The following is a 26996-nucleotide window of genomic DNA, read 5'->3' as shown; positions in this document are numbered from 1 at the left end:
TTGGTTTTTAGCGGCAAGCATTAGCCTTTAATACACATAACCTGCTTTAGCGTATGCACGACTTCTACTAAGTCGCTCTGATTGGCCATCACTTCATCGATATCTTTATAGGCGTTAGGAATTTCATCGATAACCCCTTTATCTTTACGACATTCGACGCCTTGCGTTTGTGCTTTTAACTCATCAATAGTGAAAGTACGCACCGCCTTACCCCGACTCATACGTCGCCCTGCTCCATGTGAACAGGAACAAAACGACTCACTATTGCCTAGACCACTAACAATAAACGACTTAGCGCCCATCGAGCCAGGAATAATCCCCAGCTCACCGGCATAAGCACTAATAGCCCCTTTACGAGTGACATAGACTTGCTCACCAAAATGCACTTCTTCATTGACGTAATTATGATGACAGTTGATAGCCTCTTTGGTTAGCTGAAAGCGTGGCAATCCTACTTGCGGCGACTGCAAGGATTTGATAACCAAGCGCATCATCTCGCGACGATTCTCCAAGGCATAGTCTTGCGCCCATTCCACAGCTTCAATATAATCAGCAAAGCTATCAGAACTCGCAGCAAAGTAGGACAAATCGCGATCAGGCACATGACCAAAGCGTGATTGACGCTCCTTTTTGGCCAAATTAATAAAATACTGACCAATACAATTACCAATGCCGCGACTGCCAGAATGTAGCATTACCCAGACATCATTATTCTCATCTAAGCACAACTCAATAAAGTGATTACCTCCGCCCAAAGTCCCTATTTGCTTAGCCCAAGTACGCTCAAAACCTCTGAGCATTTTAAGCAGCCCCGGATGTTTATCAGTAATCGGCTTTAGCCGTTTTGCCAGTGGGTCAAGAGTCGATATTTTGGCTTGAATTTGCTTATGCATATTAAAACCAACCGGTACTTGTTGCTCCACTGCTAAACGTAGTGACTTTAGGCTATCGGGTAAATCGCTTGCTGTTAGTGATAGTCGCACTGCATTCATTCCACAGCCAATGTCGACCCCGACTGCCGCTGGAATAATGGCCGATTTAGTAGGAATCACACTCCCTACGGTTGCCCCTTTACCCACATGTACATCAGGCATCACTGCAATATGTGAATGCACAAACTCCAACTGTGCTAAGTTACGCAGCTGTTGTAAGGCACCTTGCTCTATATCAGTAGTGTAAATCTTCACCGGCAGCCCATTTTTACCACTTTCATTTAATACTAATTGAATGCTCATTAATAATTTTTCCATCTTTTAATTATCATTGATACTTTATTGCTAGGCTTTTATTATTTTTTATCAATTATTAGGTAATACTTATCCCGCCTAATTAAATAAGAAAATTATTTTTAATAAGTTAAATTTTAGACAATAAAATACCGTTACCTTTATTGAGAGCAAATAAATAGCCTCAATAAAGATATATTCTATTTTTTGGTTTTTGAAGTTTAATAAAAGATTGATAGCAGGTAGTAGCGAAAATAATATTTACTAATAAATATCGCTGGTACTAGTGCTTATAAGCCATAGCTATGAAAGTGAAAAAAATGAGCCGATAGGATCATTTATTTACCATAATACGGCTGTGTATCATCCAAGACCTAGCAAAACGCTAGGCAGACTTGTAGATATAATCGTATTATATAAATAGATATTTCCGTACAGCGCCAGACTAAGCATTGCATAGCAAGACTTAAGGTATAAGCCACTAAATATAGTCTGAGGTGATTAGCTCGGCAGATGTTGATAAAGCCAATAGATTAGCAGAGAACTGCTGTCTAAAACTTAGCCCAACCTTTGCGAGGTCATCACTGCTGTCATTTCATTAACACATTCAATCTTTAAAAACGTCAAAAACATCTTAGCTTTTAGGTGGGACATCGTTATTCCTCCATAGGTTGTGGCTAACTGTCAAAGGCTGACAATAGCAGGGTAATTAAGATAGGTTATTAGCGAATAGTATAAATCTAATCGATAATATTGAATTATAATAAAGGTTTAAATTATAAAGTCAATAATTTTTTGAATATTCCAATAAAAATTTATTATATTAATAAACAATAATATTTTTTCATAGAGAAAAATTCTTTTAATAGCTCTAAAAAAATATAGCCAGCCAATAAAATACTTTATATTAATTTAATAAATTACTAATGACTTCCACTAATAAAGCACCAGCAATTAACATAAAAATAACACTACAAGCACGATTTAACCAAGTTAGACGGTTACCAACATCGAGCCAGCCCGCTAGTTTTTTACCACCGACAGTATAGATTATTTGCCATATAGTCTCACTTAAGAATAGCCCTATAGTTAGTAAGATATATTGCGGAAAAAGCGCTGCGCTAAAATTGATAAATTTGGGGAAAAAAGCCGCGAAGAATAAAATAGCTTTTGGATTAGATAACGACACCCAAACTCCAGTACGGAATAAGGTGAAGTTAGTAGGGCTAGTGTTGACCGCAGCGCTAGATAATGATCGTGGCTTAGGGGCTTGATGAAGGCTATAAGACCTATTAGCGTTATCCGACATTTCATCGTTATCTAAGTAGTCAGCAGCTACCTCTGCACTCACTGCGCGGGCGTCGTCCATCAAGCTACGGTCGCTAGTATCACGCCATGAGCTTATACCTAAATAGATTAGATAAACAGCGCCCACTGTTTTGATAACCTCTAATAACCAAGGCGATTGACGACTAATGACATCTAGTCCAAGCAGTGTCGATAACAGTAGAATAAACAGTCCCAGACTCAGTCCTGCCAGCGTCCATAAGGTACGTTTGACGCCATAGTTCATGCCATATTGAAACGCCAATAGCATATTAGGACCGGGGGTCGCTGATATAAAAAACGTACTCGCAAAGAACACTGCCAACAGATGCCAAGACATCAACTAACCCCTAATGTATTGATTAAAAGCCTGTGCTTAGTGAGGCTATTATTAGAAAGCTTACACTGAAACGCCGTGCCACGCTAAACAACAACCATCAAAAAAACACCGCCATAAAGACGGTGTATTTTATACCTATTGAAGCTCATTTGAAATGATGATTAACTTTATAGTAGCTAAACGCTGGTACAACTCTCAAGCAAACGCTGTAGAAATCCATCACAGCGCTCAAGTTCAGCAAGTTCAACATATTCATCCGCTTTATGAGCCTGCTCAATACTACCTGGGCCACAGATGATAGTTGGAATGCCAGCATTAGTGAACTGCCCTCCTTCGGTAGCGTAGGCAACTTTATGGCGTTTACTATCCTCAACTAATGCCGCTACTAGCTGTTGTAGCTCGTCATTAGTGCTGTCAGTCATCGCTGGCACACTTTCTTCTTGTAGCAGCTCAATACCAGTCTCAGGGGCACGTAATTGCATCTGCGCGTTTAGCTCCGCAACTTTGGCCTGAATAGGTAGTAGGATATCCTCTTGAGTCATATGCGGTAGATTGCGATAATCAAAAGTAAATTCACATAAATTCGGCACAATATTAGTCGCTGTGCCTCCTTGAATCGTACCTACTGAGAGCGTGGAATACGGTACATCAAATAGGGCATCGCTATCATTACGGTGACTTAACTTTTCTGCCAAATCATCGACAAAACCAATTAAGCGACTAGCGTAGCTGATTGAATTGACCCCTTGAGTAGTCAGTGACGAATGAGCAGACTTGCCATGCACACGGCAGCGATACACCGCAATACCTTTATGCGCCACCACCATAGTCATATTAGTCGGCTCGCCTACGATACAATAATCAGGCTTGATACCACGAGTCGCCAAATCTGCCAAAATTAATGGCGCTCCTAGACAGCCTACTTCCTCATCAAAAGATAAAGCCAAATGGATAGGACGATGCAGCTTACCGGCCTTAGAGAGCTTTACCGCCGCTGGTAGTAGATTCAGTGCACAAGCGATAAAACCCTTCATGTCGCAAGAGCCACGTCCGTAAAGGCGTGAGCCACGAATAGTAGCGTTGAACGGATCAGAAGTCCATTGCTGCCCATCGACTGGTACCACATCAGTATGTCCAGATAATACTAGACCGCCAGTGCTAATATCCGCGTGCTCACCAGCAGCTACCGTAACGAATAGATTGGCTTTATCTTGCGCCTGATTAAAAGTCAAATCCACTGACAAACCCAACTGCTCACAGTAAGTTTGCACTTGTTTAATGAGCGCTAGATTTGAATAGCGACTGACAGTATCAAAACTGATCAAATGGCTCAGCCAATCAACACTGTTATGAGGGTAAGCCTCAGTAGGCTTAGGCTGACGATCAGTTTGATAATCAGTGGTAGTGCTAGTAGTTACAACCATTGGATATCCCTTCAGTACATTAGTACATTCAATATAAGAGCAAGTCACCGAATGAGGCTAAAACCTTGCTTTTTTAGGCTTGTTGCTGAGCACGACGTTGCAACTCTTTTACTTGTTGATCTAATCCGGCGATCGGCCCTTCTACTGGTATATTGGGCGCAACTTGTTGAATAGCTAAGCTGTTGATCGGTGAAGTCGATTCCATTCCCATCTCCTGCATCCACTCGCCCAATTGTTCAGATGAGCTAATATAGACAATACGGCCAAGACCAGCCCAAGCATGCGCCGCTGAACACATAGCGCAATGCTCACCTGAAGTATAGACTGTGGCTTGTGCTCGTGCCTCTGCAGTCATATTTTGCGCCGCCCAACGAGCTACTGCAATTTCTGGATGATAAGTAGGATCAACGCTATTAGCACGGTTACGATCTTCATTCATTACCGTACCATCAGCGGCGACTAGCACACTACCAAATGGCTGATCGCCAGCCTCTAAAGCTTCAGTTGCTAGCTCAATGCAGCGCTGCAAATGTTGTTGGTCATTATCCTTTGTCATGATCTATTCTCCAGCTTATTTTTATTTATCATTAGGCGGTGTTCAGCAGTTCGGCACACACAGCCCTATATAGTTATCACTATCGAACACGCTCTAATGCTTAACCCCCATATTAGCTCTTATTGCAGCATTGTATTGAGGTCAATTTGCTCCCGATAGCTTACTGAGGTTACTAAACCGTGAATAGGCTTTAATTACTAACGATCAGTCGTCAAAGCTAGGCAGTTAAACATAAAAGCTAAAAGGCTTACGATGGATTGTTTTTATTCATTATATCGATCACAGGTGGGATACGCTTTGGCAACTTGCCCTCTGCTTGTAACTCTTTGGTAGTTTTAGCATCTATAGCCAAACCTGCAATCAGCGGCAGATCTTTTACTGGTTTGCGTGGACGAGTAGCAAAACTAACTGGCACCATACGGGCAAACTCATAAAGATGAAGGTAGGACTCTTCGCCCCCTTCAAAATCTTCATCGTCTTCTAGGCGAATACCACCGATCTTAGCTAGATCAATGAGCATTTCGTTCTCTTCGCTAGTTAAATGACTATCCGTAATACCAAACCCAGTCATAAAGCCATTTGACCACTGTTTCAAGGCCATTACTCGCTCGTATAAATCATGTTCATCATCAGGTACTAATGGCGCAAAAGCATAAGCATCATCTTTATCTTTGAGCTGAAATACCGTATCTTCAGCCTCTTCGGCTAATAAGGTCAACGCAGGCTCTGGTAGTGGCGAAAAGCTTAATTCCTCAAGCACAGTAGCCCAGACTTGCTCATCAGGCGCATCACAGGCAGTCATCATGCCAGTCATAAAGCCGTGCAATTCGCTGATAGTCACATCAGTCCACTCTTCAAATACAGTAGACCAAGTATTCCAGCCTGAGATATTATCATTCATAAAAGATGTCCTAGTTATTGGTTAATGCTATTTAGTTATTAATTAGCGTAACTATAAATAATTATAGCCAACTGACCAATCGAGATATAAAGTAAGACAATAAGGGTAATTACCTTGTTGATATAGATATTATGCGGTCACCTATGGCATTATTAAACGTATAAACATAAATTCATTCACACTCTACTGGTTAAGGATACAAACTGACTATGTATGATCAATTAAAAGTCTTAGAAAAGATGATACTCGATATCAAAAAGCAGCATCAACTTGTCAGTGGCGAACTTAATCGCCTCAAACAGCGGCCAAATATTGACCCCAAAGAACTATCGACCCTCAAAGCCAAACTAGATAGCAGCTATGCTGAACGTGACAATGGTAAAAAGCGCTTTGTTGACTTGGATAATCGTTATCAGAGTTTAGCTGAAGCCCATCATATGATAGGGGAAGAACAAGATAAGATTCAAAACCAGCTGGCTGAGTTGCAACAAAGCAATGAACAGTTGCAACAGCATAACAATACGCTTAAACAGCAAAGCTTGGAGCTGCAACAGCAAAACGAAGAGATCAAAAAGCAAAATAATGACTTGCAAGAGAAAAACCAATTGGCAGCAGAGCGCACCCAAGTGGTATTGCAGCGTTTGACTCGTATTGACCAAATAGACGGTTAGGCTCAGTTGTCGTTTACTTAGCTGACCATACTTTAACTGTTTTTATATTTTGTAGGATTTTTTATGACCGATAATAACTCAAATACTCAAGCTACAGCGCAACAAAAATCAGCAACTACTGATAAAAAACCTGATAATCAAGAGCTTAAGCCAGTCATTCAGACGCCAAGTACTAATAGTGTACCATCAGCAGCCAAAGGTGCTGATAGCTCTAAAAAGACGGTGAAACCCGCTGAAGCACCAATGAAGATGGTCAACATCTTTATTGCTGACTCCAGTTACAATATCTTTTGTCCAGTACATGAAGAACAAGAATTGCGCTCAGCTGTGCATTACATCAATAACTTCGCTACCGATATAAAAAAAGATGCCCCTAAATTGAGTCAAGAAGACTTATTGGTTTTAACTTGCCTAAACCTATACGAAAAGATTCAAGACAATAATAAGGCCGAGATCAGTCGTCAGCAGCAAAATGATCAAAACGAAGCCTTTTTAAACAAAATCATAAAAGATGCGCAGTCCATTTTATAATCGTTCTATAACAGCTATCGTAAGTAGAGGCTGAGCTTAACTGATATAAAGGTAAAATAAAGAACCAGCTTATGGCTTATAGCTTTTGCCTGCATGAAAATCAGCTTGATGTTCATAATTGCAAAAGAATAAGGTATTGTCTTCTGTTAGATCACTAGCAGCTGACTTAGATGCCACAGTTTTGGTTTCGAGCACACCACGATATTCGGCTAAGCTATGACCACAAAAATTGCAATTGCGGGGTTCAGTTACGTCGCCTTCTTGTGGCATCATGCTTTTTGGTGCACGTGGGTACATGACTTTATAGAACAGCCACATGCAGATCCAAACTATAATTATTATGATGACAATAGCAAACACGATAGTGCTCCTTTAAACAATATTTAATGATCTATGACTTAGAGTTTACTGTAACTGACGCAGGCAGCACAATGGCTACTCTGTGTAATTACTCACTACTTACCTAGTGGTTAAGTAAAATAGAAATATTAAAAACTAAGCTATTACAGATTCAGCTCCTAAAAAATAAGTCGCTTCATACTATGCTTAGTAATCCGCTGGACATAATAACCCATAAAAAACTGGCTCTGTAATGATCAATTAGCAGAGCCAGTTTTTTATTTATATAAAGCTTTAATCAGCGTACAGTTGACCAGTAAGCCACGGTTAAATAATTCCTTCACTATAGCTACAACTGCAGCTCACTAATATCAGCAACCGTCAAGAACAACGCCCGAACTTGCTTTAGCAGTGCCAAGCGATTGTTTTTAAGCGCTAGCTCTTCGCTATTGACCATTACCCCTTCAAAGAATTGAGTTAATGGCTCATCTAAGCTAGCTAGCGTTTGCAAAATCTGAGTGTAATCTGCTTGTGCCAGCAAAGGCTCTACTGCTGTCTGTGCTTGACTGACTGCCCGATATAACTCTTGCTCCGCAGGCTCTACTAATAATGACTCATCGACACTACTTGCTACATCAGATTCAGACTTAGCCAAAATATTAGCCACGCGCTTATTAGAGTCTGCTAGCTTTGATGCTTGCGGCAAGGCACTAAAGGCTTGCACCGCGCGAATACGCTGATCAAAATCCAGTGGCATATGCGGATTAATAGCTTGTACGGCTTGGATAGTATCAACGCTGACACCTTGTTCAGTATACATCGCCCGATAACGTGAATTCAAAAACGCCATTACTTGAGTAAGAGTATCACCCATTTTAGCGATTTTGCTGTCTTCGCCACTAGTATAGTTATTCACCGCTTGCTCAACTAGAGCAACCAAATTAATAGGTAGTTGCTTTTCGATCAAGATACGCAAGATACCAATAGCTGAACGGCGCAAGCTAAACGGATCTTTTGAGCCAGTAGGCGCTTGGTCGATAGCAAAAATACCTACTAAGGTATCTAAACGATCGGCTAAGGCCAAACATATTCCAATAGGGGTTTGTGGCAATACATCTCCACTAAATTTCGGTAAATACTGCTCTTCCAAACTAGCAGCAACCGCTTCAGGCTCATCATTAAGACGGGCATAATAAGTGCCAGCGATACCTTGTAATTCAGGGTACTCACCAACTAAAGAGCTGGCTAAATCAGCTTTGGACAAAATGGCCGCACGCACCGTTTCATTAATACTAATTTGCATGCCTTGCTGTTGCATAAGAGTAGCAATAAAAGCAGCTAGCTTAGCAATACGTTCAGACTTCTGCCAAATAGTACCGAGTTTATCTTGAAACACTCGGGTTTTTAGGTTTTCAGTTAGCGCAAATAATGGCTGCTTTTGATCTTGTAAGAAGAAGAACTCAGCATCGGCCAAACGTGGACGTACTACTTTTTCATTACCTTGTACAATCTGATTAGGGTCTTTGGATTCGATATTAGTGATAAAGATAAAATAAGGCTGCAGCTTGCCATCTTTATCAGTCAAGCAAAAATACTTTTGATCCGCTTGCATAGTTGAGATCAGCGCTTCTTGCGGTACTTGCAAGAACCTTGGCTCAAAGCTTGCGCGCAAGGCAATTGGGAAATCCACCAACGCCGTCACTTCATCCAATAATTCTGGTGGGACGATAGCATTAGCATTAACTTGATCAGCTAAGGCTTTGACTTGATTCTTAATCAGCGTTTTTCGCTTATCAAAATCAACGATGACCTTGAGACTTTGTAAAAGCTCTTCATAGTTATCAGCATGGTCAATAGTATGGTAATCAGGACTATGGAAACGATGGCCACGTGTTTGCGTACCTGTTTGCTGACCTTGAATAACAGCTTCAATAACCTGATCATCTTGCATCAGCACTGCCCACTGTACTGGTCGCACAAACTCCTCTCTTGAGGCACCTGAACGCATACGTTTAGCTATAGGCAACTGATCTAATGCCGTTTGTAATATTTGTGGCAATAATTCAGTGATCGCCTGACCAGTGACTTTTTGCTCATAGCCAATATAATCACCTTTATCGGTGTTAATAGTAATCAGCTCGCTTGCCTCAATGCCGAGACCTTTGGCAAAGCCGAGCGCTGCGCGAGTAGGGTTACCTTCAGCATCAAAAGCTGCTTTGATCGCTGGGCCACGTTTTTGTTCACTACGATCTGGCTGCTTGTCACTGATACCTTGAATCTGTAATGCTAAACGACGCGGCGCCGCAAAAGAATGGATACTATCGAAGCTAATATCAGCCTCATTTAATTGCTCAGTAACGCTAGCTTGTAGCGCGTCACGCAAGGTTTTTAGGCTCTTTGGGGGTAGCTCTTCACACCCCAGTTCAAACAAAATACTACTCATGGGATGCTCCTATTTATTATTATTGTTAGTATTGTGGTTAGCTTTTTTACTGTTTAACTTATTAGCATCAGCATCAGCATCAGCATCAGCATCAGCATCAGTATTGTCTGCGTTAGACTTGTCTTTAGGTAGATACTTATCTAAAGCCGCCTGACGGTGTGCCTCATCAGCTAATGGAAAGCCTAACCTTGCTCTTGCTTCCACATAGCCCAATGCTACTTTACGTGCCAAAGTACGCACTCGTAGAATAAAACGTTGACGTTCAGTGACCGAAATCGCTCCACGGGCATCGAGCAAGTTAAAAGCATGCGAAGCTTTAAGAACCATCTCATAAGCAGGTAGTGGTAACCCTTCAGCGACCAATTTATCCGCTTGCTGCTCGTAAAAATCAAAAAACTCAGCCATCTTTGGCACATCAGCATGCTCAAAGTTATAAGTAGACTGCTCCACTTCGTTTTGATGAAACACATCACCATAAGTGACACGGCCGAACTCACCATCCGCCCAGACTAAGTCGTAAACACTATCGACACCTTGAACATACATAGCCAAACGCTCAAGACCATAAGTAATCTCACCCGTAACAGGGAAACACTCAATACCACCCACTTGCTGAAAATAAGTAAACTGCGTCACTTCCATACCATTGAGCCATATCTCCCAACCTAGACCCCACGCTCCTAATGTTGGCGACTCCCAGTTATCTTCCACAAAACGCACGTCATGAACTAAAGGATCAATTCCTATAGCTCTTAGAGAGTCCAAATACAGCTCTTGCATATTAGGGGGATTAGGTTTGAGTACCACTTGAAACTGATAATAATGCTGCAAACGGTTAGGGTTATCACCATAGCGGCCATCAGTTGGTCGACGTGAGGGTTGCACATAAGCGGCATTCCAACGTTCAGGACCTAAAGAACGCAAAAAAGTTGCGGTATGAAAAGTACCCGCGCCCACTTCCATATCATAAGGTTGTAATACTACACAGCCCTTTGAGGCCCAATAGTTCTGTAGAGTTAAAATTAAATCTTGAAAGGTCAATGTTTGGGTATTTGTAACTTCGGAAGTCATAGAGGAATCACTGTGGAATGAGTAAAATTAGACAAAACTAAAACCTATTTGTGCATAAGTAATGCAGTCTATTTGATAACGTATCTGTTTAACCACCTACCTTACTAAAAAATGGCTATTTTATCTATATTTACAGCAATTAATTTATAGACGCTAAGCTTACACGCTAATTGATAGTAGAAATAAAATTAAAAAAAATACCCAGATGAATAAACATCTGAGTAGGAGGAAAGGTATGTCATGTCATCCTGTTTAGACAGGCTTTTTGTTTTTTAGCATCTAGTGATGCTATAAGATTACTTGGTCAAACTAGTAGACTGAGATTAAGACTTTTATTATTCATACGATTGAGCATTAGCATTAGGCATGATAATCCATAATACAATGTAAATTAAGATTCCGGGTACTGCCACGCTTAAAGAAGATATAATCACGAACAACAGGCGTACCCAAGTTGGTGACCACCCTACATATTCTGCAACGCCACCCATTACTCCGGCTAACATGCGATTATTCTTAGAGCGATGTAACTTTACTAACTTGTTTGACGAGTTGGCCAAATCTTATACTCCTTATTATTCTACTTAACTTGCCAATAAGTATAGCAATCATTTCTACTATATCTGTTTAAAATGTAGGCGTACTTTGTGAATTTATGATAACTAAAGTTGCCATAGTCTGTCATTATGCCTTGTAAGTAGCTGATTCTAAATAGTTATTTCAAAATGTTTCAGAGTCCCTGTTGTTGCGCCTTTGTTGCCACTATTTTATACGGTTTAATTCAACCAGTTACAACACTCTTTATCCACTTGGCATCATTAACCATAAAACAGCTTATATTTTCACCGTCACTAATCATGATAATAAGAGTATTTACAATAACTCACCTGTATATCTATACAAACCTTTATACCATACCAATAAATAATGTTCATAATTGACGTTAATGAATTAGGTTAATAAATAGCGCCAATAAATAACAATTATAAGTCACTCCTTAAAGTGATCTCTACTACTGTCTTTGATAAAGCTAACGGTTTAACTAAAACTGCTTGTAAGAAAACCAACCTATCATTTAAAACAAATTTTTAAGGATTATTATGTACGATACTGGTCTGATGATTGGACATTTTGAACCGCTACATTTAGGACAGATGCGCAGCATATTGGCAGCAGCAGGACAAGCCAAAAGCTTGCATATCGTCATCACTAAGCATCCATCCCCACACCCAGACTTTTATATTACTTTACAAGACAAGGCCCGCTGGCTACAGATGGCCTGTGCTAACCTACCCTTTATCCATATTCATACCACTAAAGAGATTGCCCTACCTTTACATGAGCGCTTTGATGATGTGATTATTGATATAGCAACTAGCAACGCTAAATTGCAACACTTAACGGACGCTTTGAGCTTGCCAAAGGATACTGTACTATTCGTCGCTGATAATCATCCTCTAGCGCAACCAGAGTTATGTGAGCAGTTATTGATGCCTGTCGCCACTACCCCATTGCAGCCAGAGTTTGACTCTTACGCCATTGCTCGTAATCCAGTAGCGCATTGGTTAGCATTGCACCCACAAGCTCGTGGTAATTATACTAAGACTATCGCTATCGTAGGTGGTGAAAGCTCAGGTAAAACCACCTTAGTACACAAACTAGCCAATTATTATGGTGCTACTTTTGCGTTAGAGATGGGTCGGCTGTATGTAGGTACGGATTTAGGTGGCAGTGAGGTTGGACTGCAATATAGTGACTATGGCCCTATCGCCCTAAATCATGCCCAAGCGATACGGATAGCGACTGCCAACGCTACTGCTCCAGTAACTATCGTTGATACTGACTTTGTCACTACTCAAGCTTTCTGTGAAGAGTACGAAGGTCGTAACCATCCTCTCGTCAGTGCTTGTATTAATGAGTTTCAGTTAGACCATACTATTATGTTGGATAATAATACACCGTGGGTCGCTGACGGTATGCGCTCGTTAGGAGATACTGAATCACGAGGACGCTTTGAGCAGCGATTATTAGAGATTTTTGATCGTCATAATATCGACCCACACCTGATAGACAAGCCTGACTATGATGCACGTTATCAAGAGGCAATCGCCTTTATTGATGAGCATATCTATGGCAAAACCGGTAAATCGATTTAGCAAAAAACTATAATAACTTATAATTTACAGCTTATAACAATTTATATAGTCGTCACTTGGTTAAGCAAAGACCTAACTTATAAAGGTCTTAATGACGATTTCAAATTCAAATATAACTTTTAACATAATGCTAATTACGACTACTAAATACCATTTTGAGTACCATTCTAAGTACAACTTTAAGCAAAAATTTTGAGGATAATTATGCGCATTCAGCTATTGGACAATATTACTGGGAAATGGGCACTACAGTGGATAGTCACTTGGTTTATATCAGGAGTGCTAGCATTATCTGCAGGCTTTTGGTTGACTACTAATCATGAAACGCTGGATTGGTTTTATTTGGGCGTCTCTTTCGTAGGGTTAGTCTGTGTGGTATCACTGTCTTTTCGAAAAAACATCTTGGGTAACGGCTTTGGTATGGGCGCAACCGCTGGCGAAGTGGTAGTACAAGCGACAGCAGGGTCTGTTGGCTTAATGCTAGCACCACTATTTAACTTCTTCACTCATTTATACGGACTTTTCTACTGGACGAAAAACACTGATGCTGATGGTGATATGATTCCTAAATCAGCTAATAAATGGGTGTGGCTAATTACTGGTAGCTTTATGATTATTGGTTTAGCGCTATTTCCCACTGTTAATGATCTATTGACCAGCTATGGCTATGCCGTTGTAGAAGATGATAATAGTAAGTTTTTAGGCTTTATTTCATTCTTTTGGATTAACGTTATCGCTTTTATCATCTCCATTACCGCGCAGGCAGCGATGATCTTGCGCTACTCATTTAACTGGTGGCTATGGATTCTATCTAACTTCGTCTGGTTGACGGTAAACTTAATGTCTGGCAACTATATATTTGCCATTCAAACCATGGTTTACCAAGTAAACTCTTTTGTCGGACTCTATGAGTGGTATCGTAGCGAGCAAAACACCCTAGAGAAAACAGTATAAAACCGAGTATTTAATTAGAGGGCCTAAGCATGCTCTACACGACCGTATAGGTTATGCTTACTCTCTAATGAATAGTCTTTAATAAATAGTTGCTATACCTAACACTATTAAAATAACACCTTATCAGTGTAACGCTTTACTAGATAATATAGTCAGCTATGTTAAATGATGCTATAACTGATAGCAGCATTTAGCTTGATCATTAATAGCTCTATCACTAACAAGGAGGTTAGTATGTCTCGTACTCGCCAACCCCGGATGTCTAAGCGCTCACTTGAACAGTGGCTCAGTGAATACGCAGTAAGTCATCAAAACCTTATTAATAAAAAAATCCACTGGCTATGCGTACCCGCTATCTTTGTCAGTATTTTAGGGATGGGCATGTCATTATCAGTATGGTTCACTCTAGTACTGAGCGCTTTGGTTTTATTGTTTTATATGCAGCTATCTACTCCCCTTTTTTTAGCGATGGGGTTGTTTATTGCTATTTGCTTAGCGGTAATGGCCAGCCTGCCTTTAGGATTTAAGCTTTGGGCGGGAGTATTTGTTATTGCTTGGATTGGACAGTTCGTCGGTCACAAAATCGAAGGCCAGAAACCTTCATTTTTCAAAGACCTACAGTTTTTATTAATTGGTCCAGCGTGGGTTATTAATAGTTTACTACCTAATAGAGCTTCTAAAAACACTTAGGCTAACAATCAGAACTTCTAGAAAAGTTGATTAAATACCAACAGCACACTCTTCGCTACTATCTCATAAATATCTCACAAATAAAAAAGCGCGGCCTCGCTATTAGTTTAATAACAAGGCCGCGCTTTTTACCAATTATCTATTAAAGCTTTCTTGAATAGCTGTATGAATCAAACACGGCAATCCATTATTGATCGAGTGTTTGCACACCACCACCGTTAACAAATATAGTCTGACCACTCACCCAAGTCGAAACTGGTGAGGCAAAATACAGCATAGCACCTGCTATATCATCAGCTTCACCTAAACGCTGAATAGGTGTATGTGCTAGCATTTTCTTTTCGATTTCAGGCGTTAATACTGTTTTTAAAGCGTCAGTACGAGTAGCACCTGGTCCGACAGCATTAATACGGACTTCTGGACCAAAGTCATGGGCTAAGTTAGCTACCATATGGTTCACAGCTGCTTTTGAGCTGGCGTAACCACTCATGCTTGGATCTTTATTGATACTTGACATAGAAGTTGTGAATACAATAGAACCATAGCCAGATTTTTTCATATGCGGTACGCATAATTGGCATAAGCGCCAGCCACTGAACACATTTAACTCAAAGTCACGACGAATATCATCGACAGATATTTTAGATGGGTTTTCACGACCACCACCACCACCGCCAGCGTTATTAATAAGAATGTTTATACTACCAAATTCTGCCATGACTTTATCGACCATAGCCACTAAGTCATCGTCTTTTAGAATGTTACATTCTATCGCTAAGCCTTTAACGCCTAGTTTTTCTATATCTTTGATAGCAGCTTGAGCATCCTCTAACTTTAAATCTGCAATGGCAATGTTTGCGCCAGCTTCTGCTAAACGTAAAGCCGTAGCTTTACCGATACCGTTAGCGCCACCAGTAACAATGGCGGTCTTTCCTGTCAAATCGAACAGTTCATCAAACTGCTTATGTTTAAATTCTTGCATAACAATACCTTATAATAATTATTGAAAAACGGTTATTAAATACTCAATGCTAAAAGCTTAGTTATTTCCGCCAATAGTTAGTCATTTACCTTGTATCGGTGTTAAACAATTATCTTAGCCTTTTTAACAAGCCACTCAATAATTATGCTCTGCTGCCCTAAAATTAGTGTGGCAAGTTGGCTAATTTTTGTAATATTTATTTATTCAATGCCTATAATAGTAACGATATTTTTGTAAAGGTTGATTTGACAATCAATTTGCTCTAACTGTATTTTTAACATAGCCTTCGACTCTCTCTATTTAAGCAGTTGCTCGTAGAGGCAGTGGCTCATAAACATAGTCCTAGCCTAATACTTTCATCGCTATACTCACAAATAGTTGTGAGACTGCTGGAAGATACTAACTAATCGGATCTTACCTTGATATCATCCGCAATCTAGCTCAGCTTTATTCTTATAAAGAAATATTAATAAAATGCTTTAACTCCTCTGACTGTTGCTCTACTGGTACGGTCTTATTAACTGCGTTTTGAACCGCTCTCCAGATATAAACATTGTTGCTAGCAGCGCTCTTTTGATCTCTTTCTTTCCAGTTATAAGTATCCCAACCATTATCACTTGAGGCTTGTTTACTCTGTGCTTCAAGCTCTTCAAATAGTACTTTTATAAAAGAAGTACCATAGGCTTTATTGTCTTTAATGATGGAATCACCATTAGTATAAGCAGTGGCTTTTATAGAACGGGGAATATTAAACTCTTTTTTTTCGTCAACCAACTGAAACAGCCGAGTCCACATTGCACTTGCATTGTAGCTTAACTGCATAGTAGCTTCTAATTCCTCTAAATTCTGCGGTAAGCTTGCACTAATTCTTTTACCTAAGCCTTTATTTAATAAGGATTCAGACCACTGAGCAGTGCCTTCTGTTAACCATCTATTCTTAAACATAAAATAGCTGTTTTGATACATATGGAACAGTTCATGGGCAGGGGTTCCATTAGTAGCTTTTAACGTGGCTTTAAGCTTCATAGAAATATTACAGTCAAGAGTATCTAAGGCTTTATCGGCAGTAACTTCATCGTAACTCAAACCGTTACCGTCTATAAGCGCCATTATAACTTTAATATAATTAGCTCGCTGATAACGAGGTTTGTCCAATGGCGCCGTTAACCCTAGTACTTGTTGATAAAGCATATCCGCAGCTACTAATTGGCGCTGTAAATCAACAAGTTGATGATTAGATATAAGCGCTTTAGTTTCTGCTACTTTTTGACTATCGATTACAAATTTAAAATCACCTTTTTCTTTATATTTTTGGTCAATAAAAGATAATGGTTCATAAGCCTTCTTCATAGCGTGACACCTACCCTCATCTTTGTCTAAGTCACTATTTTTGCCATTATGATTGTCATTAGCAAAATTATGTCTTACAACAATAACTGTAGTGATTAGTATTAATAACACCAGCACTAACCTTAAGGTCTTCATATTATGTACTCGCCCATATAATAAGGTGAAAACCAAAAAATGCTTTAATCTTTATTCTAGTGAGCCTCATCATGCTATTAACCATTATTGCCACCTATATAACTAGCTTAGCCTGATATCAATATCGTGGTAACAAGTTGTCATATTTTTATAGCTCATCAACTTTCAGATGCTGTTAAAGAAGCATAATTATGCATAATTCTTTTAGATAGCTCATAGCAACTCTCTTGACTTTCAGCGCCCAACACAATGCTTATATAGTGCACATCCTCATCGATCCAATAGTTGATTAAATTGGACCCAATACCCACAAGATTACCTGTTTTCAGTCCTATGACAGCGGCATGAGAAAGTAGCAGTTTATTAGTATTAGAAACTTTTTTACCATTAAATTCAAAATATTTTAAAGAGCAGTAGGAAGCTAATGTGGTGTACTTGCTGACAAATACCTTTGCAAGCTTACTCATATCTTGGGCAGTAGTATAAGCACTTCTCTCAAGACCTGAACAGCTAGTATAATGGCTGTTTGTAAGGCCAAGCATATGTGATTTACGAATCATTTGGGGTATAAAATAGCTCTCACTACCAGAATGCCAACAAGCTAGTGCATAGGCAGCTTCATTAGAACTGGCGATCAAAGTGGATTGGATAAGCGTTGATAAAGAGATTTTTTCGCCTTTTTTATAGAACTTGTAGTAATCACTACTCCCTCTTAATAAGTCCACGGGCATTTCAATCAAAGTCACTGCAGGGTCGAGATTATCCTGTTTGATTTTATCCCAAGCTAGCATAACCGTCATCAACTTAGCCAATGACGCCATCATTTTTGTCGTTGTCGGCCGAATAGAGGTTATGAAACTTTGATTACTGATCTCGCTACTATTCAAGGTAAAGCTTTCAACTGATATAGCAGCGTTAGTATAGATACTTTGCATAATATAGTAGTCACCTTAGGAATATTATCATTCACAGTTGCAATATCGTCATTATTACTACTATCAAGTTCTAACTAGACTAAAATAGCTTATTCAAACCGATACTATTAGAGGCTTTGATAAAAACATGATCATTGCCTCTAATAAACTTAGGTAGTTGACTAGCCAGAGCTTTTGTATTTTTAAAATAATGAGATTCTATATCCGATTCTTGCAGCTCATCAGCCAATACTTTGCTGTGCTTACCAACCAAAATTAAATCTCTAAAACTCACTTTTTCAATGACAGTAGCCAACTCCAGATGATATTTTCGACTATCATTACCCAGCTCCAACATATCACCTAAAATCAGTATTTTATGCTGAGCAGAAATTGACGACTGCTCAAAGGCTATGAGTGCAGCACGCATCGATAATGGATTAGCGTTATAAGCTTCATCGTAAAGGGTAATGGGCATAGTATTATAAGTCTTCTTAACTATTGCCCCTCGCCCAGTGACAGGTGCAAACGTCTCTAAACTAGTAATAGCTTCATCAATAGATAACTGGTAATGGGCGACTACGGCTAAGATAGCTAGCGCATTTAATACCATATGCCGACCTTGTGCTGCCATATTAAGGGTATAAGTCTGATCATTAATAGCAATGTGCGCTTGCACATTTTTTTCATCATAGCTGAGCAGTTTTATCATAGCTTGCTGATGTTGACCATAGCTGATGATATGAATACCCCAACTATTTGCTAGGCCTTCAATCAAATTATATTGCTCAATATCTCGGCACACGACTGCTAAAGAGCCTGGTGCCATACCTTTGAAAATACGAGATTTTTTTAGGGCAATATTTTCAACGTTATAGTGATAATCAAGATGAGCTGGTGCAATATTGGTAATTACCGCGATATCAGGCCGCACCAAGTCAGTATTGATAGACATAGAGCCAATCGCCATTTCTAATACCCAATAGTTAATAGAATGAGACATACAAGATAAATTCCATGCTATCCCTACTGGTAGATTCGCACTAGACTCTGTATAACTGGCACCACCAAAGCCGTTTAAAGTGTGCGCTAACATATTGACTGTAGTTGTTTTGCCAGCACTACCTGTAACACCAATAATATGACCGTTGAAAGCTTGCCGGGTATAACGACCTATATCAATAGTCGCTTGACGCACATTGGAAACTTGCAGTACAGGAACGCCCATATCTTTATATGCTAATAGATCATCGGTAATAATCGCAGCAGCACCTTTTGTGACTAAAGATTCGATCGTATTTTTTGATAGGTAGCCTACTGCCATAGTTTTACCCCGAGCAACGATCACCTGATTAGGCTTAAAGCTAGGCGGCCAAATACAAACGCCTGTCGCCGACCAACTTTCTGCTGGTTCTGATAGCCATATTCCTTTAGTTGCCACTACTAGCGCATCAGCGGTTAACACAGAGGATTGTAAATGTGAGTTATCTAATTTTATGGACTGGACCTGAGTATTTTTACAGGCTAATTTTGGATAAGTTGTTGTTGCTAATAGTTGCTGATAAGCAATCAACCCTGATAGATAATGCTCGACATCATCTATACGTACTCTAAACGAGTGGTGACGGATAAAAAAACCATGCAAAATCGTTTGCGGCAACTTGTAAAACATCGCCACCTCTGGAAAGAAAAAACCATTCAGTAGATGATTGGCACGGGCATGCAATGCCTGATAAAACCCTTGAATATCAAAACCTGCTAACACTTGGTGAAACTCTGGATGCTCGTCTAGCTTTAACAGCATTTTGTGAAATGCCATTGATAGCTCAAGCAGGGTCGGAAAAGTGGTGATGCGATTTTTTATAAAATCGGTATAGCCTGCAATATTATTGACTGCGAACTGAAAGTATTTCCTTTCATGCTTATAAATAATCAGCTCGTTTGAGCAGTACGATAGCCAGTGATCATGCGCTTGATGGTGTTTAGCTTCGATGAAATAGTCAAAAGCACGAGTAACACAGTCTAGCCAACGCTCATCTTTAGTCAATCCATACAGACGCATTAGCGCGAATGCAGCCTCGCCATCATAATAGATGATGCGATTTTTAGCTTTAAGGGTTAAGTCTTTACTATGCAGCACATGTACAAAGCTGCCATCCTCTTGCTGCATCGCCAGAATGCCTAGCGCGAGCTTTTCTGCTAACGCGTGATAGCTATCGGCTTTTGGCGTATCCGTAAACACTTGCAAATACTTCACTAGTGCTAAGATAGCCACCGCATTTGCGCCTAGTTTAATCTCTCCCCCCGTATCAACAACATAGGCTTTGTCATCATAAGTCTGCATCAGCTGATGGATTAAATAGCCCATTGCTTTGTCGATGTCGCTTTGCATTTGCCTTAGGCTTAGTTTTACAGGCGTTGCTGATGACACGCTTACATCGTTGTTAGTATCATCTACTGTTGACCTGTCAAACTTACAGCAAGCCTCATAGCCTTCTATCAGCGCATAAGTACTACTGGCATGACGTAAGCTATTATAAGTATCTATCGTGCGACCAAAGCAGGGAAAATGACCATAAACATATTGGCCTGATGGCTGGACTTGTTTGGACAGGTACTCTGTAGCCATCTTGATTATAGGCTGAGTAGTCTTTGCTGATAAGGGCAATAAAGCGCGATGACCTTTGAAACGTGGCTGGGTCTCAAGGTTGTAATATTCTCCAGTTTTTCCATCAATAAATATACCAGCAGTATTAAAGTTAATCACGGCTAAATCATCATTGAAAGCAGGCAATTGGCTGACACCATGACGGGCTATAAAGTAACGGTTAAAATTAGTGGTATTTACGCCAGCATGTGAGATTGAGTTACCCATATACAGACAAGCATTAGCATTCATCTCCATCTCGGAAAGCAACAACCAAGGCTCACGTATTCCTGTAAAAGCAATACCAGAGCGATAATAGTTTCTCTTAAACTTTCTAAGATCCTGCTGAAATTCTTTCCACGTTGTAGATGATGCTTGGGTAATCCATTCAAGCCTTAGCCAAGTAATAGAGCCTGTAAACTTTACTGATAATTTCTCTATTTTTGCGATAACTACAGTTATTATTTTTTCAAAATTAGCAAATCTGTCACTGCTATTGGTTATAAATTTAGCACTGCCATCATTGTTCTCTAAACCTTCTACTGTCAATAAATCTTTCATAATAAACGAGATGGTTTTAGCTCTTTTATGACCATCGGATACAGACAGAATAAAAGTGTTAGGTAGAGTATCCATAACTCTATCCTTTATTTTTCCATTATCACTTATTTGACTAAGATGAGTTTGCAGCCAGTTGTCATAGATAGCCGCAAGGTTAGCTTTCAAATAGTTGATTAAATTATTATGATTATGGTCTTTATAAATATCACCCTTCTTAGCTAGTATATCTGTTCGCATTTTTAGCATCCTCAAACTAACGAAGAAGAGCAGTAGCAAACCGTGGGTGATAATATACTTAGCTATTCGAATATATCTTTAACCATCATCACAGTAAGTTTGCAATTGCAGAGTATATGCACTTGTGCATATACACAAGATAGCAGATTTATACCTTATATGGCAATAAATGAATATTATCTCTGCGGCTTAGTCAATATATATAGCTAGCCTGATAAGCGATCAACAGCGCATGTCCAGATGAACTACTTTGTTATTAACAAAATTAAAATTAAGCTAGCTATTACCTAGAAATTAGCTTTTTATCAGTGATTTAGCGTTCGCCTAAACCTTCTGATAAGGTCTTAGTAATGGGCTTAGTTAGGTAAGACAACACGGTGCGCTCCATTGCCTTGATATCAACAGATGCCGTCATACCGGGCTTAATGACGATTTCATCACTACCCTTTTTGAACTCAGCCCCAGTGATCCTAATCAATACTCGATAATAAGGTTCTTCTCCTTTAGGTGTCTGCTCCATCAAAGTATCTGGGCTGATGTAATTGACACTACCAGTCATCGCACCGAAGATGGAATAATCATAAGAGTCAAGCTTTACAGTAGCATCTTGACCTTCTTTGACATAAGCAATATCAGTAGGTCTTACTTTGGCTTCAACGATTAAATCACTACTAGTGGGCAGAATTTGCATAATGATTTCTCCAGGTTTGACCACTCCACCAATAGTAGTTACGTTAATATTTTTTATCTTGCCTGCAGTTGGTGCCATGAGACGCTTTTCTGCTAATACTTGTGCTCGATCACGCAATAGTTCTATTTCGACATCTAGCTCTTCTTGTGCCTTAGTCATTTCTGCTTGCGCTTCCTCAAAATACTTATTCTTTTTATTACTAATCTGAGCTTCAATATCAGCAACTTGACGGTTTAGCTTAATAACATCGGCTTGACTGACATCGCCATATTCTAATAATGGCTCATTCATACTTAACTCTCTATCAGCCAATGCTAGCATTTTTTTTAGAGATGAAACCTCTTCATTGATGGCCTGACGTCGTCGATTATATAGTGCCGTTTGGTTCTGGATATAGTCAGAATAGCCTTTTATATCGTCAGGAAATACTAAAGACCTCTCAAATATCTCAGCATTTAAGCGTGACAATCTGGCTTTTAATGCCGCCATCTTAGAAGCTGAATTATCTACAGCAGCTTGAGCACGTTCCTCTTCTAAAACTACCAATAGCTGACCTTCTTTAACCTCCTGACCTTCTACTACAGCCAGTTGAGTCAAAACACCGCCCTCTGATGCCTGAATCTCTTGAGTACGAGCACTAGCTATCACCGTCGCTTTGGCCCGAGTCACTTGATCAATCTTGGCGAATGATGCCCATACCAGTAACGCTATAATACCGATAACGCCAATCCAAATACTCAATCTTGAGCGACCAACTTTGGGTGTAGTGGGTGTATATTTATATTCTGCCATAATTATTTCCCTTGTTGGTCTATAGAGTTTTTGGCTATCACAGGCTTTGCTACATTCTGTATCTCACTCGGTTGCTTAGGTTTATTAGGTACCTTGTCTTGTCTTCTAAGTGCATCAAGTACGACCTGTTTTGGACCATCGATAATGATGCGTTGATTGTCCATAATAATTAGTCTATCAACCAATTCTAATAGCACGGACTTATGGGTTGCCACTATTAAAGTTTGACCTTCTATTAGCTGTTGCTTGAGCACTTGTAGACAGCGCTGCTCTTGTTTATTGTCCATTGAAGCGGTAGGCTCATCTAACAAGAATACGTCAGGTTTAGTTAGTAATAGTCTAGTGAACGCCACCAATTGCTTTTGTCCTCCTGATAATCCTTTACCCCCTTCACTAATAGGTAGATCAAGCCCGCTTGAGTGACTAGCGACTAAATTAATCAGTCCTGTTCTATTTATTACTTGTTGCAGAACATCATCGTTAGGGGCTGGCATACCAATCAATAGATTCTCTCTTAAGGTTCCTTGAAATAGCCGATGATCTTGCTGTAAGTAACCTAGACGCTCACTTAAAGTTTCTCGGCTAATCTGTTGGATATCTAAACCATCCAATAAAACTCGTCCTTCAGTAGGCGCATAGAGACCTGATAGCACTTTTAACAAGGTAGACTTTCCAGAGCCAATAGGACCTAAAATAGCAATACGCTCGCCTGGTCGAATCGATAGCTTCTGCACATTGATAGCTGATCTATCATTATCTTGGTAATTAAATACTAAATTTTCACATAGATAATTACCTTTGATACTAGTAGGTGATAAAGGATAAGTAATATTATGATTGTCTTGTTCTAGTTCAAACAGCGCTTCAATATTGACCTTAGCGGCTTTAGCATGCGCATATTGCACCAGCAGACCAGGTAATGCCATAACTGGGGCTAGTACTCTGCCCCCTAGAATTGAGCAGGCAATAAGGCCACCCATAGTCATATCCCCTCGTATGACTACGAAAGAACCTACAATCACAATACTCACATAGCTCACCTGCTGTAGCATTTGAGTAAAATAACTGAGATTGTCATTAGCATGCTTCATATCCAAATCATTTTTTATAGTAATGCTCATAACATCAAGCCAACGCGATAAGAATTTCCAGCTCCCTGCCCCAGCTTTAATAGTCTCAACCCCTTCTACTGTCTCTACTAACAACCCCGTTTTATAGTAAGAAGCAGAAGCCCCTTCAGCAGCGATCATGTCTATGCGTTTACGAGCCAATAGACCCATAGTAATAGCTAACACAGCAGCGATGACTGGGACTACCGCTACTAAAGGTGAACCAATAAACGCTATTAAAGTAACAAAAATAATAGTCATCGGTAAATCAACGAGACCAAATAAAGTACTAGCGGTGAAAAAACTACGCACTTGCTCATAGCCGCGCAATTGTGCGGCCATAGAGCCCACCGAACCTGGCAGTTGATCAATTCGCACTTTTAATAACCGTTCAAATACTTCTCGAGATAAATATTGATCTAAACCGATAGCCACCTTATCCATTATTCGAGCACGCGCAAACTTCATAAAAGCTTCGAACATAATTATTAGCAATACTCCACTCGCTAATATAATAAGCGTGTATTCACTACGCGTTGGTATGACCCGATCGTAAACTTGCATAGAAAACAACGACACAGCGAGTGCTAGCATATTTATTAAAAAGCTGGCCACAATAGCTTCGGCGAAAATACCTTTATAGTTACCTAAATCTGACTTGAGTAAGTCGTTAAATGAGGACTTGCGCTGCTTTATGTGCTGATCAGTTAAACGAATCCGTAATATCAGCTCTAAATCATCAATACTGCTCAATGTCTGGCTGTTTTCTTGGCGAAAGTTCCAAGTCCCTTGCGGTGTTTGATTATTGATGATGCCCCAGCCGATATCACTTCTATAAGCCAATAATGGTAAAAATGCTGCATCTGGTTGCGCTAATATTTTAGGTATATCGTCTATACCAATGCCATTTAGTACAGCAATAACTCTGCCCAATTGGTGAACGTTTTTGCTTGGCTTAGCTGACATATTGCTATGACGCTCCACCATGTCATGCAGACGGATATTGTCTATAGGGTATCCTTGTTGGCTAAGTAAATATCTCAATGCATCGGTCAAAGTCTGTATCATCTCACAGCCCCTATCTTGCTGGTGCTTCTTGAGATCTATAGCATTAGTTATAGATGAGGATGCTGATACTAATATAGGTGTAGACGATAAATTTTCGCTCATAAGAATCACTTATTAATTATTTAAGAATAATCAAAATTCGCTATAGGTGTCTTTTTAGCTATCTTTTATTGACTGCTTACTTTTTATTTTGGCTTTATTATTTTGCGCTATCGACCCTTTGTTGCATTGCGTTACTCAAATATGGGCGTAATATTATAATTATCATCAACTATCAGAAGCTCATCATTACCTAGCTTATACTCTGCAGCAGCTGGTAACTTAACGTCCCTATAACTGTCCTGTAACTTTGGCTTATAGCCAAGCGGCAGACTGGGAAATCTTCGACTTTGAATGGTTTGAAAGTCTGTTTTATCGATATTTTGATCTTGGCTGTTTAACCACTCTCTTACTGGATCTAACGAATTAAACAACCGCACTGGTTGACGATTGACATTAAAGTCTTGCCATTGCATCAAGCCAAAATCGACTTGTAGATTATAAAAAGACGCTAATAACGTAGTACGTGTTTGTACCAATTGCACTTGATAGTCACTGTGTTCACGAACGGCATTAAGTACCTCAAGCCAAGACTTGCGACCAGCTATAAACTGACGCTGATAAGAGCTAACTACGATTTGAGCCCCAGCTACAGCCGCCACTAACGAAGTCTCACGATCACGAGCACTAACGAACTGCTGATACTGTACTTGTATATCTTCAATTACATTGCGTCGCGCCGCCTCTTGGTTTTGTATTAAGCTATCAACCTCAGCTTGCGAAGCACGTGCTAATGCTAAATTAGAAAATCCAGCGCCTGGATCATAGCTCAGTCCTAAAGAGAACTGACCCTCATTGCTATTATCTTGATGATAATAAGTATGTTCATATTGCGCATAAATGCTTGGATATTTAGCTGCCTGTCGGGCTTTTACATTTTGCTTAGCTGACTCAACCTGAAAATGTTGTTTAATAACGATTGGATTGTAGAAACTGGTTAGATCAAATGCCATTTGTTCAAAGTTAATCGATTGCTGCTTGGCTTGATTAACCAAAAACTTGATATCAGGTAAAGTGTTATCAATATTTTCCGCTAGCCTTTCTCCAATAATTTGCTCAAGTCTAGCGACCGCTATACGTTGCTGTTCTACAGCTGCCTGATAGGCTGTTTGCTCTTGCAAGATACGGTTAGTTACCAAATCTAATTCAATACGTGCTGACACTCCTTGATTGACACGGCGTTGCATTGATGCATCAAATCCGCTGAGCTGGTTGAGGGTTTCTGAATGAATATTCTGCTGTGCAAGCGCCTGAATATAGTCTTTCCATGCTCCAATAGCTATTTTGGCGACTGTGTTTTGCTGCTCGTAGATATTCTCAACTGCCGCTTTATCATCGAATATTGCTTGATTGACATTGGCAGTCAACTCACCTCCTGTCCACAAGGCCTGACGTAGGGTAATTTGCGATATAAAATCACTTTCATTGTCATAACCAGAAGAAACACTAGGTGTAGGTAGCAAATTTAACTTAGCAGCAGTAATACCCTCAGTTGTTGCTTGCTGACTGGCACGAGCTGACCCTACTAACGGATGTGTCTGAATAGCTTGTCCAATCAAACTATTAATTTGGATGTCATTTACTACGGCTTGGGTCGAAACTGTTAAATATAGACCTACTAGTAGCAACATCATGCTTTTGAGTAATAGCAAAATGCAAGATGAATGTTTTCGCTTCGATAGGCTTGTTATATTATATTTCAACAGGAAACCCTATATATCCGTTTTCGTTAATATTTAGTTTCATGTTCTAAACCTTACTAAAAATTAATACAGAATACAAT

At 39.8% G+C, this 26996-nt stretch carries 21 protein-coding genes; 5 read left to right on the top strand and 16 right to left on the bottom strand.

Going from position 1 to position 26996, the window contains the following annotated elements; all coding sequences use genetic code 11:
* Positions 1–20 precede the first annotated feature (20 nt).
* The 5 genes from JMY09_RS10225 to JMY09_RS10205 all read right to left on the bottom strand — a co-directional run bounded on the left by JMY09_RS10225 (position 21) and on the right by JMY09_RS10205 (position 5773).
* Positions 21–1235: an RtcB family protein gene (locus JMY09_RS10225; protein WP_201623491.1), complete on the bottom strand. Its 1215-nt coding sequence runs from the start codon at positions 1233–1235 to the stop codon at positions 21–23.
* An 898-nt stretch (positions 1236–2133) separates the two neighbouring features.
* Positions 2134–2892: a LysE family translocator gene (locus JMY09_RS10220; protein WP_201623490.1), complete on the bottom strand. Its 759-nt coding sequence runs from the start codon at positions 2890–2892 to the stop codon at positions 2134–2136.
* Between the two features lie 176 nt (positions 2893–3068).
* Complete coding sequence (argE, locus tag JMY09_RS10215; RefSeq protein WP_201623489.1) at positions 3069–4316, bottom strand: acetylornithine deacetylase; 1248 nt, start codon at positions 4314–4316, stop codon at positions 3069–3071.
* Positions 4317–4389: 73 nt separating this feature from the next.
* Positions 4390–4872, bottom strand: a complete 483-nt coding sequence (locus JMY09_RS10210; RefSeq protein ID WP_201623488.1) for a nucleoside deaminase — start codon at positions 4870–4872, stop codon at positions 4390–4392.
* Between the two features lie 247 nt (positions 4873–5119).
* On the bottom strand, positions 5120–5773 hold the full coding sequence (locus JMY09_RS10205) for a UPF0149 family protein (RefSeq protein WP_201623487.1): 654 nt from the start codon (positions 5771–5773) through the stop codon (positions 5120–5122).
* 209 nt (positions 5774–5982) lie between these two features.
* On the opposite strand from JMY09_RS10205, the gene JMY09_RS10200 reads away from it, so the two are divergent.
* Positions 5983–6444 (top strand): hypothetical protein, encoded by a 462-nt coding sequence (locus JMY09_RS10200; protein ID WP_201623486.1) that lies wholly within the window; start codon positions 5983–5985, stop codon positions 6442–6444.
* Between the two features lie 63 nt (positions 6445–6507).
* Positions 6508–6975 carry a cell division protein ZapA gene (locus JMY09_RS14555; protein WP_227677276.1) on the top strand — a complete coding sequence of 156 codons (468 nt, stop codon included), beginning with the start codon at positions 6508–6510 and terminating at the stop codon, positions 6973–6975.
* Positions 6976–7044: 69 nt separating this feature from the next.
* On the opposite strand, the gene JMY09_RS10190 is transcribed toward JMY09_RS14555, so the two are convergent.
* From JMY09_RS10190 to JMY09_RS10175, 4 genes are all read right to left on the bottom strand, one after another.
* Positions 7045–7293 (bottom strand): hypothetical protein, encoded by a 249-nt coding sequence (locus JMY09_RS10190; protein ID WP_227677275.1) that lies wholly within the window; start codon positions 7291–7293, stop codon positions 7045–7047.
* Positions 7294–7663: 370 nt separating this feature from the next.
* The gene (gene glyS, locus JMY09_RS10185) at positions 7664–9757 is read right to left on the bottom strand and encodes a glycine--tRNA ligase subunit beta (RefSeq protein WP_201623484.1); all 2094 of its coding nucleotides are present in this window, start codon (positions 9755–9757) and stop codon (positions 7664–7666) included.
* 9 nt (positions 9758–9766) lie between these two features.
* Positions 9767–10828 carry a glycine--tRNA ligase subunit alpha gene (gene glyQ, locus JMY09_RS10180; protein WP_201623483.1) on the bottom strand — a complete coding sequence of 354 codons (1062 nt, stop codon included), beginning with the start codon at positions 10826–10828 and terminating at the stop codon, positions 9767–9769.
* A 335-nt stretch (positions 10829–11163) separates the two neighbouring features.
* Positions 11164–11388, bottom strand: coding sequence for a PspC domain-containing protein (locus JMY09_RS10175; RefSeq protein WP_227677274.1), 225 nt, complete (start codon positions 11386–11388; stop codon positions 11164–11166).
* Between the two features lie 540 nt (positions 11389–11928).
* Here JMY09_RS10175 and nadR point away from each other — a divergent pair.
* The 3 genes from nadR to JMY09_RS10160 all read left to right on the top strand — a co-directional run bounded on the left by nadR (position 11929) and on the right by JMY09_RS10160 (position 14628).
* Positions 11929–12984, top strand: coding sequence for a multifunctional transcriptional regulator/nicotinamide-nucleotide adenylyltransferase/ribosylnicotinamide kinase NadR (nadR, locus tag JMY09_RS10170; RefSeq protein WP_201623482.1), 1056 nt, complete (start codon positions 11929–11931; stop codon positions 12982–12984).
* Positions 12985–13188: 204 nt separating this feature from the next.
* Positions 13189–13938 (top strand): nicotinamide riboside transporter PnuC, encoded by a 750-nt coding sequence (gene pnuC / locus JMY09_RS10165; RefSeq protein WP_201623481.1) that lies wholly within the window; start codon positions 13189–13191, stop codon positions 13936–13938.
* A gap of 234 nt (positions 13939–14172) precedes the next feature.
* The gene (locus tag JMY09_RS10160) at positions 14173–14628 is read left to right on the top strand and encodes an Mpo1 family 2-hydroxy fatty acid dioxygenase (protein ID WP_201623480.1); all 456 of its coding nucleotides are present in this window, start codon (positions 14173–14175) and stop codon (positions 14626–14628) included.
* Between the two features lie 187 nt (positions 14629–14815).
* Here JMY09_RS10160 and JMY09_RS10155 read toward each other — a convergent pair whose 3' ends face one another.
* From JMY09_RS10155 to JMY09_RS10125, 7 genes are all read right to left on the bottom strand, one after another.
* On the bottom strand, positions 14816–15610 hold the full coding sequence (locus JMY09_RS10155) for a glucose 1-dehydrogenase (RefSeq protein ID WP_201623479.1): 795 nt from the start codon (positions 15608–15610) through the stop codon (positions 14816–14818).
* A 453-nt stretch (positions 15611–16063) separates the two neighbouring features.
* Positions 16064–16960, bottom strand: coding sequence for a hypothetical protein (locus JMY09_RS10150; protein WP_201623478.1), 897 nt, complete (start codon positions 16958–16960; stop codon positions 16064–16066).
* Positions 16961–17253: 293 nt separating this feature from the next.
* Positions 17254–18030, bottom strand: a complete 777-nt coding sequence (locus tag JMY09_RS10145) for a D-alanyl-D-alanine carboxypeptidase family protein (RefSeq protein ID WP_201623477.1) — start codon at positions 18028–18030, stop codon at positions 17254–17256.
* Between the two features lie 79 nt (positions 18031–18109).
* Positions 18110–21292, bottom strand: a complete 3183-nt coding sequence (locus JMY09_RS10140) for a UDP-N-acetylmuramoyl-tripeptide--D-alanyl-D-alanine ligase (protein ID WP_201623476.1) — start codon at positions 21290–21292, stop codon at positions 18110–18112.
* Between the two features lie 475 nt (positions 21293–21767).
* Positions 21768–22937 (bottom strand): HlyD family efflux transporter periplasmic adaptor subunit, encoded by a 1170-nt coding sequence (locus JMY09_RS10135; RefSeq protein WP_201623475.1) that lies wholly within the window; start codon positions 22935–22937, stop codon positions 21768–21770.
* Between the two features lie 2 nt (positions 22938–22939).
* A complete protein-coding gene (locus tag JMY09_RS10130) occupies positions 22940–25216 on the bottom strand; it encodes a type I secretion system permease/ATPase (protein WP_201623474.1) in 2277 nt (758 codons plus the stop codon).
* Positions 25217–25347: 131 nt separating this feature from the next.
* Positions 25348–26847, bottom strand: a complete 1500-nt coding sequence (locus JMY09_RS10125; protein ID WP_201623473.1) for a TolC family protein — start codon at positions 26845–26847, stop codon at positions 25348–25350.
* Positions 26848–26996: the final 149 nt, after the last annotated feature.

The organism is Psychrobacter urativorans, from assembly GCF_904846695.1.
GTDB classification, from domain to species: Bacteria; Pseudomonadota; Gammaproteobacteria; order Pseudomonadales; family Moraxellaceae; genus Psychrobacter; species Psychrobacter urativorans.
The sequence above is the reverse complement of the archived record's forward strand: the minus strand, read 5'-3'. Positions and strand labels throughout refer to the sequence as shown.

Coding starts and splice junctions, on each gene's coding strand:
- glyS (WP_201623484.1), bottom strand. CDS start 9,757: ATGAGTAGTATTTTGTTTGAACTGGGGTGTGAAGAGCTACCCCCAAAG.
- JMY09_RS14555 (WP_227677276.1), top strand. CDS start 6,508: ATGACCGATAATAACTCAAATACTCAAGCTACAGCGCAACAAAAATCA.
- JMY09_RS10155 (WP_201623479.1), bottom strand. CDS start 15,610: ATGCAAGAATTTAAACATAAGCAGTTTGATGAACTGTTCGATTTGACA.
- JMY09_RS10130 (WP_201623474.1), bottom strand. CDS start 25,216: ATGAGCGAAAATTTATCGTCTACACCTATATTAGTATCAGCATCCTCA.
- nadR (WP_201623482.1), top strand. CDS start 11,929: ATGTACGATACTGGTCTGATGATTGGACATTTTGAACCGCTACATTTA.
- JMY09_RS10190 (WP_227677275.1), bottom strand. CDS start 7,293: ATGTGGCTGTTCTATAAAGTCATGTACCCACGTGCACCAAAAAGCATG.
- JMY09_RS10200 (WP_201623486.1), top strand. CDS start 5,983: ATGTATGATCAATTAAAAGTCTTAGAAAAGATGATACTCGATATCAAA.
- JMY09_RS10220 (WP_201623490.1), bottom strand. CDS start 2,892: ATGTCTTGGCATCTGTTGGCAGTGTTCTTTGCGAGTACGTTTTTTATA.
- JMY09_RS10140 (WP_201623476.1), bottom strand. CDS start 21,292: ATGGATACTCTACCTAACACTTTTATTCTGTCTGTATCCGATGGTCAT.
- JMY09_RS10225 (WP_201623491.1), bottom strand. CDS start 1,235: ATGAGCATTCAATTAGTATTAAATGAAAGTGGTAAAAATGGGCTGCCG.
- pnuC (WP_201623481.1), top strand. CDS start 13,189: ATGCGCATTCAGCTATTGGACAATATTACTGGGAAATGGGCACTACAG.
- glyQ (WP_201623483.1), bottom strand. CDS start 10,828: ATGACTTCCGAAGTTACAAATACCCAAACATTGACCTTTCAAGATTTA.
- JMY09_RS10125 (WP_201623473.1), bottom strand. CDS start 26,847: ATGATGTTGCTACTAGTAGGTCTATATTTAACAGTTTCGACCCAAGCC.
- JMY09_RS10205 (WP_201623487.1), bottom strand. CDS start 5,773: ATGAATGATAATATCTCAGGCTGGAATACTTGGTCTACTGTATTTGAA.
- JMY09_RS10135 (WP_201623475.1), bottom strand. CDS start 22,937: ATGGCAGAATATAAATATACACCCACTACACCCAAAGTTGGTCGCTCA.
- JMY09_RS10210 (WP_201623488.1), bottom strand. CDS start 4,872: ATGACAAAGGATAATGACCAACAACATTTGCAGCGCTGCATTGAGCTA.
- JMY09_RS10160 (WP_201623480.1), top strand. CDS start 14,173: ATGTCTCGTACTCGCCAACCCCGGATGTCTAAGCGCTCACTTGAACAG.
- JMY09_RS10150 (WP_201623478.1), bottom strand. CDS start 16,960: ATGAAGAAGGCTTATGAACCATTATCTTTTATTGACCAAAAATATAAA.
- argE (WP_201623489.1), bottom strand. CDS start 4,316: ATGGTTGTAACTACTAGCACTACCACTGATTATCAAACTGATCGTCAG.
- JMY09_RS10145 (WP_201623477.1), bottom strand. CDS start 18,030: ATGCAAAGTATCTATACTAACGCTGCTATATCAGTTGAAAGCTTTACC.